This window comes from Wohlfahrtiimonas sp. XWW7 (assembly GCF_056716055.1).
In genome coordinates this window covers 987,759-1,000,592 of record NZ_CP168032.1, presented here as the reverse complement: position 1 = coordinate 1,000,592, position 12,834 = coordinate 987,759, and the positions used below count along the sequence as shown (strand labels likewise).

Here is a 12,834-nt window from a genome sequence, read left to right as displayed (position 1 = left end):
TCAGCAATCCTTTAAAGCTTCTTTAATGCCTGAATCAATTGTATAGATTGGGGCATAACCTAGATCTTGTTTCGCTGCGGTTAAATCTAAACTCACATCGTAATTCAAAACTCCGATACCATAACGTGTAAACTTTGGCGTTTGTTTCAATTGACGGGCTTTCCATTCACTCAATGTTGCAACAAAATTTAATAACCAATAAGGCAATGGTTTAATAGTGCAAGGCAAACCTAAAGTTTCCACGAACACTTTGTTCACTAAGTCCACAACTTTAATGGGCGAGCCATTGCTAATATTGTAAGCTTTCCCATTGATCTGATCTGCATTGCTCAACAGTTTTTCTGTGGCTAAACACATTGCATGACAGACATTTTTCACATATGTGATATCAATGGATGCTTGTCCGCCATTTGGCAAAGGTAATCGACCATTGCGCTCTTTAAATAATTGCTGCATTTTCGGCAATAAAACTTGATCATACTTGCCATAAATTGCTCTCGGTCTTAAAGCAACATATTTAAATTGAGGATGTTGTTCACGAATCTTTGCCAATGCTTGTTCTGCAAGATATTTAGTTTTCGCATAAGCATTCACAAATTGCTGTGGCAAATAAGACTCCTTCACCAAAGATAAAGATTGATAAGCAAAATAGATGGATGGCGTAGAAATATGAACAAAAACTTCAATCCCGCGATCTAAAGCATATTGTGCTAATGTCTCCGTTGCGATGACATTATCTTGATAAAACAGCTCATAATCACCCCAATCCGATGAGCGTGCAGCACAATGCCAAATGACATCAATATTTTCCAATAAATGATCAGCAGATGTTTCATCTAATAGTGATAAGTCTTGTGGAATAAATGTAATGCCTGATTGTGTTAATTGCTGCCCTATTATTTCATTTCTACCAGTTGCCACGACATTAATATCATGTTCATGCAGATATTCCACAGCACTTCGCCCCAAACCTCCTGTTGCGCCCGTCACTAAAACTGTTAAACCTTTAAGATCATTGCGCCCCAACATATCCCTGCTCCTGTGCCAATCAATAAAATGTTCTGCCCTTTTTGAATTTTTTGCTCATCGTAAGCTTTATGCAAAGCTGTTGGTAATGAAGCTGAAACCTGATTACCATAATGCTGATAAATATTAATGATTTTTGATTTCTGAATATTCAGTTTTTTTGCAATATGTTTCAAAGATAGATGGCTCGCCTGATGACAAACCACCCAATCAATATCTGCCATATCCAAAGATAATGGTTCAAATAATTCTGCGATAAACTCATCCACAGTTTCTGATGCCAATTTAAATAGCGGCTTGCCTTGCATCACAAAATAATAATCACTGTGATCAATGCCTGTGACAACATTGCGTGAACTGCCACCTGCTTTAATTTGGCAATAATCATAACCTTCAGGATAAGTTTTCATTAAATATCGTAACATTTGGTGCGAATCATCGCCTTTCTCGACAATGACAGCAGCACAACCATCACCAAAAATTGCAGAGCTTTCTAAATTAGCCCAATCTATACCGCGCGATGCAAATTCTGTACTCACAATGGCAATTCGTTGATAAACATTATTAGCTAGGAAATTGGCTGCTATATGCAGTGCTGTTAAAAACCCCAAACAGCTTGTATTGACATCAAATCCTGGCGTACCTGATTTTAAATTCAATTTCGCTAAAATATTGGCCGCAGAAAATGGCAAGGCTTGCTCTGGCACTGCACTTGCAGAAATGATGAGATCAATGCTATCAGATGAAATATTTTGAGATGTCATTGCCTTTTCAATGGCATTGGCCGCGATTTGGGACAAAGAATCTTTTTCATCAAAAAAATAACGCGCCTGTATGCCAGAATATTTTTCAATGGTCCCAATGGGCAGATCATTTTCTATATCGATCGTTTCTGATTGAACATGATGGGCTGGCTCTATCATGCTTGTTGCTATAATTTTTATAGGCAACATATCTATCCCCTTTAATAATAAACACTGTTTAAATTAGAATAAATATATCACACATGAATGAATTGTGTACGATGATTTAACCATCGTTTAATTAATCCTTGGACAATTTCATCATTATTCAATAATTTTGGCACCATTTTTTGTGCTTTTTCAATGATGTCTTTGTGTTGGAAAATATTTGCCACTTTAAATGTCACTTCACCCGTTTGTTTTGTACCGATGATTTCGCCTGTACCACGTAATTCGAGATCTTTTTCTGCAATCACAAAGCCATCTTCCGTTTGTTGTAATATTTTCAAACGCTCTTGTGCCACTTGCGACAATGGCGTTTCGTACATCAATAAGCAGAATGACGCTTTACTACCGCGCCCAACTCGCCCACGTAATTGATGCAACTGGAATAAACCTAAGCGTTCTGCATTTTCAATGATCATGATGGATGCATTTGGCACATCCACGCCAACCTCGATCACTGTTGTTGCAACTAACACATCCAACTCATGATTTTTAAAGGATTGCATAATAGATTCTTTATCTTTCGGCTTCATCTTGCCATGCAACAAACCAATGCGTAAATCAGGCAGTGATTCTTCCAATAAACGATGACTTTCCTCGGCCGCTTGCGCTGTTAATGTTTCATTCGATTCTATCAACGTACAAACCCAATAAGCTTGCACGCCTTCAGCACATTGCAACGCTAAACGTGCGATTAATTGATCACGCTTTTGATGATTAACTAATGTCGTTGTAATAGGAATTCTGTTCGCAGGCTTTTCGTCAATGATGGAATGTTTCAAATCTGCATAAGCAATCATTGCCAATGTTCGTGGAATCGGCGTTGCTGTCATCATTAAGAAATGAGGTTGTTGGAGTTGATTCTTCTCTTGCAATGCCAAGCGTTGCTCAACACCAAAGCGATGCTGTTCATCCACAATTACCAATGCTAAAGATGAATATTCCACACTTTCTTGGAAAGTTGCGTGCGTGCCAACAATAATTTGAGCTTCACCACTTTTAATCGCTTCACCACGAATGCGCTTCTCTTTCGCTGTTAATCCACCCGATAAAAATGTGACTGAAATACCGAGCGGCGTTAATAATTTACTGATCGTAATGTAATGTTGCTCTGCCAATAATTCTGTTGGCGCAATCATGATCGCTTGCTGATTCATCATCGCAACATGCAATAACGCAACTGTTGCCACAATCGTTTTACCTGAACCAACATCGCCTTGCACCAATCGCATCATAGGTTTATCCAGCATTAAATCTTCTTTGATCTCCGCAATCACACGATTTTGTGCATTTGTTAATTGATACGGCAATGAAGATAGCAGTGATTTTTCTGCATCAAATGAAAGCTCTATCGGAATGCTCACTTTATGTGATTCTTGTTCTCTCGCACGATTCAATGCCAATTGATATGCCAAAATTTCTTCTAATGCTAAAGCCTTTTGCCAAGGATGCAATCCTTCCGATAATAAAAACAGATCAGCATCTGGTGGCGGATTATGTAGATAATGGAGCGCTTCTGATAGTGAATATTTTTGGCTCACAAAGCTCGGGAAAGAATCTGGCGTGATTAACTTCATGGCAGAAGCCACGATTGTGCGAATTTGCTTTTGCGTTAATCCCGCTGTTAATGGATAAATCGGCGTTAAGCGCTCTTCCACAGGAATATTTTCATGCAAAGCCTTAAATTCAGGATGCACCATTTCCAAATACGGATAACCTTTTTTCACTTCACCAAAAGCACGGATCAAACCATCCTCATCAAAAGATTTCAACATCCCGTGATTGAAATTAAAAAATTTCAGCATCATTAAGCCTGTGCCATCTTTAATCCATACAGTTAAATATTTGCGTTTACCTTGTGATAACTCTTTTTTAACAACGCGCGCTTCTACAATGGCAGTATCGCCGATGCGAAGAGCTTCAATCGGCATTAAACGCGTACGATCCTGATAACGATAAGGCAAATGAAAGATCAAATCTTGGATCGTATGAATGTGTAATTTTTCCAAAGTCTTAGCCATTTTTGGCCCAACACCAGGAAGTTGTGTGATGGATTGCTCAAGAATCACAAATTATCTCTTCTATTAGGAATACTTTTTGGTGAACAACCCTTATAATACATGAATTCATTGTAAAAAGAGAAACCGAGGCGACTGGATGTCAATCAAAAATGTTCAAGCGTTAATTGCTGAAGATTTCAATAAAGTTAACGAATCAATCATGGCTGCACTATCTTCGGATGTTGCATTAATTAACGAATTGGGTGCTTATATCATTATGTCGGGCGGCAAACGTTTACGTCCAATGATGACAGTATTATGTGCAAAAGCCGCGCAATATACTGGTGACAAACATATTTCGGCAGCAGCTTTAATCGAATTCATTCACACAGCAACATTGTTGCATGATGATGTTGTGGATCACTCAGATATGCGCCGCGGCAAAGAAACTGCCAATGCCATTTGGGGCAACGAAGCAAGCGTTTTAGTGGGTGACTTCTTATATACACGCGCGTTCCAAATGATGGTGGATTTAGATTCTATGCAAGTGATGCGCGTATTAGCACAAGCAACAAACCGCATTGCAGAAGGCGAGGTTCTACAGTTATTAAATATCAAAGAACCTGATATTACAGAAGCTAACTACTTCAACGTGATCTATTCTAAAACTGCTAAATTATTTGAAGCAGCCGCAGAAGTTGCAGGCATCATGGCTTATGAAGATTCTAACCAACCTGAATATCAAATCGCAGCTTTCCGTGAATACGGAAAATTTGTGGGTACTGCATTCCAATTGATTGATGATATTTTGGATTACACAGCAAGCGCTGAAGAAATGGGCAAAAACACAGGTGATGATTTAGCTGAAGGTAAACCAACATTGCCATTGATTCGCGCAATTCAAGTGGGCACACCTGAAGAAGCTGAATTGGTTCGTACAGCATTATTGAATGCGGATGTGAGCCAATTGGATGAAATCCTAAAAATCATTGAACGTACAGAATCACTTACTTACACATATCAAAAAGCATGCGAGCAAGTGGAAATGGCAATCAAAGCGATTGAACCAATTGCTGATTCACCATATAAAGAAGCATTGGTGGAACTCGCAAAATACTCGATTGCACGTAAGTTTTAAAAATTTGATATGAGTAAAAAATTCGAACTCATAGAAAATTCAGAAATCCATATTTTTGGTCGTACCTTACGACAAATAAGAGCTATCAAAGACTTTGGAACTATTAAGGTTGGAGACTTAGGTGGTTTTCTTGAGTTCGAAAAAAATCTAAGCCATGATAATAATGCTTGGGTTGCCGAAAGAGCAATGATTTTAGGTAATGCAAAGATATATGATAATGCATACATTTCAGAACGTGCCTTGATCACAGATCACGCAGAAATATATGGCAATGCTACAGTTAAAGGCAGTGCTGTTGTTTCTGATCATGCAAGAATATATGATAATGCGGAAATTTTTGGAGAGGCAACTATATCGGGCAATGCAAATATCTATGCAAATGCTGTAATTGCGACTCGAGTTTATGGTAATGCTCACATTTACGGTGATGTTTCTTTGTCAATTTTTCCATTTCAACAAATCTGTGGTGATGCTAATGTTAGCCAACGTACTGACGTTGTTTGTTTTGTTGATGTTGGTGCTCACAAAGGCACATTAACTGTATGTAAAGCTACATCTGGTTTATTTATTTCACAAGGATGTTTTGTGGGCACAGAGCAAGAATTTCTCAGAGCCATTGAGCATACTCACGAGAATAATGCTTTCGCTCAAGAATATAGAAGACTTTTACATTATGCTAAAGCCATCATTAATCATGATGACTTCGTTGATCTCAATGATATTAGCTATAACTACATATCCCCTCTTTTTCCATTAGTATTCCCAAAACAACTTTGGCACTCTAATTAAATTTCAATACATAATAATATGACCAAAAAGTATGAACTAATTAAATCAACTGCCATTCATTTTCAAGGCAAAAATCTTTATAGAATTAAAGCATTAAAAAACTTTGGAAAAATTACAACTGGGCAAATTGGTGGTTATATTGAATCTGAAGATAACTTAAGCCATGAAGGGAATGCTTGGGTTGGTGGACATGCTCATGTTTTAGGACATGCAAAAATCCATGAAAATGCACAAGTACTTCACTATGCAATCATTACAGATGATGCTGAAGTCTTTGGAAATGCAGAAGTAACAGGTCGCGCACTGATTGGCGGACACGCCAAAATTTTTGATCATGCCATAATTCGTGGTAGTGCATTTATTTATGACCAAGTTCAAATATTTGGCAATGCAGAAATTTCTGAAGATACAACATTTAATCAGCATGCTAAAATTTATGGCAATGCAAAAATTTTAGGCAATACTGTGATTTCAGATCAAGCTGAAATTTATGGTCAATCATATATATCAGGAGATATTCACCTATTCGGTACAGCCAAAGTATTTGGTAATGCTTGTTTGAGCAACAAACTCTCTATTCAAGGTAATGTAGAACTGCATGGAAATATTTTCCTAGGCAATGAAGAGCATAAAATTGTATTAAACACTCCCAAAGATTTCATGTTAATCACTTCGATACATCAACAAAATGATGCGTTGTTGATTTACCAAATCAATTCCCAACTACAATTTATATGCAAAAATTTCTCTTATGAGGAAATTTATGATGATGGCGGTAGAGAAGCTGGTAATCTATGTCTTTTTAATGGTTCAGAAAATGCATTTTTAACATTACTAAATAGAGCGTATAGAAATAATGATCATTTATGGCAAAGAGATGAATCCGACATACAAAAATATCTCGTGATCATAGAATTGGCTAAATACTACATCCAAAATACACCCTTAAGTCTAGAAACTATCAATGCATTGCAACATTATCCTGAATTAGCACATTTTTGGCACAGTCAAATATCTTAATCTTTTGCTCTTAAAATATTAAGTTGCAGTACCCACATTCTTATTTAGTATTCAATACAAATAATTTATGTCATCTCATGATATTCTACAATCCATCAGCAAATGAAAAATTATAGGAAATGATCATGTTGAATTATTGGTTACAATTTGAAGAGCGCCATCCTGAACTGTATCAAACACTCAAAGCACATCATCATTTCCTTGCACTCAATCAATTCATCGAAGCTTCACCTTGGGCTGGTCGTTTAATTCTCAATCGCCCTGCTTTGTATCTGAATCATTTTTTGGATGGCATTTGGGATTCGCCATTGGATCTATCCATTTATCCCATCAATACTGAAAATGAAGATAAAGCTTCCATTTGCCTTCGCCAAGTGCGCAATCAATTATTACTCAAAATGGGCTATCGCGACATTAATCATCGTGATGACATTATGATCATCAACCGTGATTTAACATTGATTGCTGATTTTTTCTGTGAGCAAGCACTCAATATCGCTTATGAAATCACAAGCCGAAATAATGAAATTCCTGTGGATGAATCAGGCAAAGCCATTCAGCCTTATATCATTGGAATGGGGAAAATGGGTGGTTATGAGCTCAATTTTTCATCCGACATTGATCTGATTTTTGGCTACGCAGGCGATGATGCGCACTTTTTCCATAAAGTCGCCCGCAGATTCATCCATCTATTGCACAACAGCACAGAAGATGGCTTTGTTTATCGTGTGGATTTACGCTTACGTCCATTTGGTAGCAGCGGCCCGATTGCCCTTTCAACGCATGCAATGGTGAATTATTACTTCCAATATGGCAGAGACTGGGAGCGTTATGCACTCATTAAAGCCCGAGTTGTCGCAGGTAACTTTGAAGAAGGCAATGCATTTTTAACAGAAATCGAGCCATTCATCTATCGTAAATCCATAGATTATGAATTAGTGGATGCACTCAAAAATATCAAAGAGATGATTCAAAAAGAAGTCATCCTTAAAGAAAACTATTACAACATCAAATTAGGCGATGGTGGGATTCGTGAAATTGAATTCATTGCGCAAATCTTCCAATTGATTCATGGTGGCAAACAAACTGATCTACAAACAACTGAGATCATGAAGGCACTAGATATTATCGCCATTCGCTATTTGCCACCTGAAACAGTCGCCGCATTGAAAAATGCTTATCTCTTTTATCGTGTGATCGAAAACCGATTACAAATGGTGCATGATGAACAAACGCACACATTGCCAACAACTCATCACGATCAGCAACGATTGATCAAAATGTTGGACATTGCCACTTGGGAGCATTTTGAGAAATTGCTGATGTTGCATCAAGGCATTGTGCATGAGCAATTTGAAAATATCTTTGGTGCAGTCACTGTTCAGGAAAATGAAAACCACTTCTCTTCCCTCTTAAAACTACTGCGTGAACCGCAAGAAGCTATTGATTTCAAAAAATGGTGCGATCAACAAAATATTCCTGAGAGCGAACAGAAATCCTATTTATTGTGGGCATTTCAAAAAGAGACTTTCTTAAAACTAGATGAAAATGACCAAAAAGAGATCACATTTGTGATGTTACATGCGTTTCATTATTTAGAAACTAAACAACAGCAAAGTTCGCATACATTAAATTTATTTTTGGATATTTTATCCAGCATTGCTTATGAAAAGCGCTTCATTCATTGGTTATATGAATACAATAATGCGCTCATGCGTATTTTGGATCTATGTTGCAACACAACATGGCTCAGCCGTTATTTAGCACGCTATCCTATTTTATTTGAAGATTTAATGGAAAGCTTAGAAGCCACAAAACCCATTAATCATAAAACTCTCAACAAATCACTTAATACATTATTGGAGCAACCGAAAACCACAGAAGAACAACGATTAAATCTACTTCGTGATTTCTTGCATAAAAACATCCTTAAAATTGCAATGGCTGATTTTTCAGGCAAGGTACCACTGATGATCGTCAGTGACTATTTATCAGAATTAGCGGATGCATTACTCAATAAAATTTTGCGTTTAGCTTGGCATGAATTGAGCTTAAAACATGGTCAGCCAACATCTGATCACCATAAAAATGGTCGTCCTGACTTTATCATAGTCGCTTACGGCAAATTAGGTGGATTGGAATTAGGTTATCAATCAGATTTAGATATTATTTTCCTACACGATGCTGTGGAAGAGCAAATGACAGATGGTGCTCATCCAATTTTAAATAGCGATTTCTTCATTAAATTGGCACAAAAAATCATTCATTATTTAACAGCTCAAACAGCTGCTGGCCGATTATATGAGGTTGATATGCGCCTACGTCCAAGTGGCGATTCTGGTTTGTTGGTTTCTAGTTTTGAGCGTTTCAAAAACTATCAAGCCAATGATGCTTGGATTTGGGAGCATCAAGCATTAATCCGAGCTCGCCCTGTCACAGGCAGCCAAACATTAACCAATGCATTCAATCAATTCCGCAAAGAAATTCTAACGCGCCAGCGCAGTATTCCTCATTTAAGACAAGAAATTATCAAAATGCGTCAAAAATTGGACAAGCAGTTTTTGGCTAAACAATCTGATCTTTCTCGCAAATTAAAATATGGCGATGGCGGCATGGTGGATATTGAATTTTTAGTACAATATCTTGTATTGTCGCATGCGCATCATGAGCCTTTACTTGTGCGTTTTACAGATAATATTCGTCAACTCGCTGCACTTGAAGCTTTAGGTCGATTAAATTCTTGGGAAGCAATGATTCTGCGCGATACTTATCGTTCAATCCGAAAAATTCAGCATTATGCAAAATTATCTGATCAAGAAACCTTAGAAAAACCACCAGAGTTAGTGGAATCAATGCAATTGGCCAAAGAGATTCATGACAAAATATTTGGGTACATCACAAATAAAAAATAAAATAATGTTGATCAAAGATTAATTAATCATTTCGATTATAATGTTGAGTTATAAATAAAATGATTAATTGGTTATTGGATAATGAAAACATTACTTTTAATATTGACTGCTGTTATCACAATGTTTGTACCTGCAGTCGCTTTAACATTGAAAACGGCTGAGCATTATTATCTAGTCTCACCTAAAGATGAAAATGACGTACAAAAAGCTATTTATAATGCATCACCTATGTTGATGAACCAACATGATCGCAATAGTCATAAATATGTTGGAATGCATGAGGCTAGATATACAACACCTGGTTATAACTTAAAATATTCACCCGGCAAAATTTGTTTCATTGACTCAGTTAATATTCAATTTCATTCTAAAATTTATCTGCCTAAACTCAATATGGAAAAACATCGTTACACAGATACAACCATGATGAAGTTTGATGCTGAGCTATATGAGATCAGAACGCATGAATTTAAACACAGAAAGATTTATATCAAACGCTTACAAAATTTATTATATGATTTGCGCTCAATCAATCAGAACAACTCACAATTTAAAGATTGTTCTGCACTCAAAAAACATATCGATCAATCTTTTGCGCGCACAAATGCTGCCATTGAACAAGAAAATTTAGACTTAGATTGCTATGAATATGGTAATAAATTGGATTTGGCCATCTGCAATCAAGCCACAACACAACAAGAAAAAGCAGCACAAGGATCCTTCTCTTCATTGGTGCAAGACAGTAATGCAAAAACAAATGTTGTGAGCTACAAAGATGAATCTCAACATGATGAATGCCAAGGAAAATTGATCGAACCTTTTAAAGGTAAATTTTATTGCGTGCCAGAAGAGAGTTACTCAGAGTTATAATCTCAATCAACTGGGCGAGAAATTTAATCAAATACTTTGTAAAACTACGATACAAATGAAGTCAGTCAGGCGCATACTCAAGAAATAGAGGAAAATTATAAACTCGCTCAACATAATCTAGAAAAAATTGTGGAACAATATAATGAAGAGTTAATCGAAACTAAACGTGAGCTCAATAAAATGCATCAAAATGTCGCCATTTACAAAAACAACAAAAAAACTCAGGTGCTGCCATCTCTTCAAAAATATTATTTTGATTCACTTGTCGATTACTCCACATAGCCTGTGGATAATTTTGTGAATAATCTTTGTAAACTTAACCAAATCACCGATATGTTCGGGCTGTCAATGCAGAGATTAAAGATTAATCATTCTATACGGTGCTGATAAGATCAGTTGTTTTCAATACTTATTTATAACTTATGAGTTGTAAAGATGTTATCCACAGTTCATCATGATAGCTCTGTGGATAACTTTGTGAATATCTTAACTTCTCCAAAAACTTGGAGTTAATAATACAAAAATCGTAAAGATTTCCAATCGCCCTAAAAGCATTGTAAAACTTAAAACGGATAAGCCTGTATCCGAGATAGAAGAATAGTTATTCGCAATAGATCCCAATGCTGGCCCTGTAATATTCAAACACCCTGCCACCGCAGAGAACGCATCTAAAGGCGTTAAACCACAGCCAATCATTACTAGTGTTAATACGGCGGTTGATAAACCGTAGAGAACAATGAATGCCCAAACACTCGCTAAAATGGATAATGGAATCACTTTGCCATCCACACGAACAGGCAATTCTGCGCGAGGATGGATCAAATGTTTCACCTCACTATATGCGTGCTTACACACTAAAATAATACGAATCATCTTCATACCACCTGTTGTAGAGCCTGCACAAGCCCCCATAAATGATAAGAAAATCAATAAAAGTGGTAGAAAAATTGGCCAATCACTGAATGGATTGATTAAGAACCCTGTTGTCGTGATCATTGCCATCACAGTAAAAAAACCGTTCACGATAGAATCATACCAACCATTAAAAATAGAAAAATAGTGCAAGGTGATTGCAACAATAATCGACGCACCTACAGAGACAAAGAAAAATGTTCTTAGCTCAAAATTCTGAAAATAACGTTTAACACTTTTTTCCCTAAATACCAAAAAGTGCAAGGTAAAGTTGATACCGCCCATGAACATAAAAAAGATGGCAATCCAATTAATCAACTCGCTTTGAAAGTAACCAATACTGTCATCATAGTTAGCAAAGCCTGCGGTTGCTACAGTCGAAAAACCATGTGTAATAGCGTCAAATAGATCCATACCTGCAATGTAATAACTCACAATACAAGCTAACATTAAGGATATATATACAAACCATAAATTACGTGCTGTTTGTGCAATTCTTGGTGTTAATTTTTCTTCTTTCATTGGCCCAGGCACTTCAGCTTTAAAAAGCGCCATGCCGCCCATACCTAAAATTGGCATGATAGCAACAGCCAAAATGATGATCCCCATACCGCCAAAAAAGTGCAGTTGCGTGCGATACCATAAAATTGATTTAGGCAGTGTTTCCAAATGATTCAGAACAGTTGCACCAGTTGTCGTAAAGCCAGACGTTGCTTCAAAGAAAGCATGCACAAAGGATATATCAAGTTCCTTAGATAAATATAAAGGCACTGCACCTATCAAACTGAGCACACTCCAAAAGAGTGCCACAATGATGAATCCATGCCGTGTTTTTAACTCATATGTTACGTTCCTAAATGGCAACCATAACAATACACCTAAAACTATTGTGCTAATGAATGCACTGATAAAGTAATGTGCTTGGCCATCTGAATAAAGAAATGAAATTCCAACTGGAATTAAAAAAGTAAAGCTAAACCCCACCATCAACATTCCCATTATCTTAAAAATAATGGCAAGCTGTTTATCCATGGAAAATATCCTAAAAGAAAAAGAGATTCATTTTACTCTCTTATTAAATAATTGTGTAGTTTATAAGACTCTATACAATAATGTGCCCCGAACACGAGTCGAACGTGTGACCTTTCCCTTAGGAGGGGAATGCTCTATCCAGCTGAGCTACCGAGGCATTGTTCTTA

Annotated in this window: 9 protein-coding genes and 1 tRNA gene; 5 read left to right on the top strand and 5 right to left on the bottom strand. The window is 36.9% G+C overall.

Translation table 11 applies throughout. The features are described 5' to 3' along the window. The 3 genes from ACA100_RS04905 to recG are packed head-to-tail and all read right to left on the bottom strand — an operon-like array spanning window position 1 to window position 4,063. Window positions 1–1,029 carry an NAD-dependent epimerase/dehydratase family protein gene (locus tag ACA100_RS04905; RefSeq protein ID WP_481078862.1) on the bottom strand — a complete coding sequence of 343 codons (1,029 nt, stop codon included), beginning with the start codon at window positions 1,027–1,029 and terminating at the stop codon, window positions 1–3. Further along, a complete protein-coding gene (locus ACA100_RS04900; protein WP_481078861.1) occupies window positions 999–1,979 on the bottom strand; it encodes a 3-oxoacyl-[acyl-carrier-protein] synthase III C-terminal domain-containing protein in 981 nt (326 codons plus the stop codon). Before ACA100_RS04900 ends, ACA100_RS04905 begins: the two co-directional genes overlap by 31 nt. A gap of 47 nt (window positions 1,980–2,026) precedes the next feature. Beyond that, entirely contained in the window at window positions 2,027–4,063 is a 2,037-nt protein-coding gene (gene recG / locus ACA100_RS04895) for an ATP-dependent DNA helicase RecG (protein WP_481078860.1), read from the bottom strand. 88 nt (window positions 4,064–4,151) lie between these two features. On the opposite strand from recG, the gene ispB reads away from it, so the two are divergent. The 5 genes from ispB (at window position 4,152) to ACA100_RS04870 (ending at window position 10,723) form a co-directional block, all read left to right on the top strand. Next, window positions 4,152–5,132, top strand: coding sequence for an octaprenyl diphosphate synthase (gene ispB / locus ACA100_RS04890; RefSeq protein WP_481078859.1), 981 nt, complete (start codon window positions 4,152–4,154; stop codon window positions 5,130–5,132). A 9-nt stretch (window positions 5,133–5,141) separates the two neighbouring features. Further along, window positions 5,142–5,921, top strand: coding sequence for a hypothetical protein (locus ACA100_RS04885; protein WP_481078858.1), 780 nt, complete (start codon window positions 5,142–5,144; stop codon window positions 5,919–5,921). Between the two features lie 18 nt (window positions 5,922–5,939). Then, window positions 5,940–6,941 carry an LbetaH domain-containing protein gene (locus tag ACA100_RS04880; protein WP_481078857.1) on the top strand — a complete coding sequence of 334 codons (1,002 nt, stop codon included), beginning with the start codon at window positions 5,940–5,942 and terminating at the stop codon, window positions 6,939–6,941. 125 nt (window positions 6,942–7,066) lie between these two features. Then, entirely contained in the window at window positions 7,067–9,853 is a 2,787-nt protein-coding gene (glnE, locus tag ACA100_RS04875; protein ID WP_481078856.1) for a bifunctional [glutamate--ammonia ligase]-adenylyl-L-tyrosine phosphorylase/[glutamate--ammonia-ligase] adenylyltransferase, read from the top strand. An 81-nt stretch (window positions 9,854–9,934) separates the two neighbouring features. Beyond that, window positions 9,935–10,723 (top strand): DUF922 domain-containing protein, encoded by a 789-nt coding sequence (locus tag ACA100_RS04870; RefSeq protein WP_481078855.1) that lies wholly within the window; start codon window positions 9,935–9,937, stop codon window positions 10,721–10,723. A 486-nt stretch (window positions 10,724–11,209) separates the two neighbouring features. On the opposite strand, the gene ACA100_RS04865 is transcribed toward ACA100_RS04870, so the two are convergent. Both ACA100_RS04865 and ACA100_RS04860 read right to left on the bottom strand, forming a co-directional pair. Beyond that, on the bottom strand, window positions 11,210–12,667 hold the full coding sequence (locus tag ACA100_RS04865) for a potassium transporter TrkG (protein WP_481078854.1): 1,458 nt from the start codon (window positions 12,665–12,667) through the stop codon (window positions 11,210–11,212). Window positions 12,668–12,750: 83 nt separating this feature from the next. Further along, window positions 12,751–12,824, bottom strand: a tRNA-Arg gene (locus tag ACA100_RS04860). Window positions 12,825–12,834: the final 10 nt, after the last annotated feature.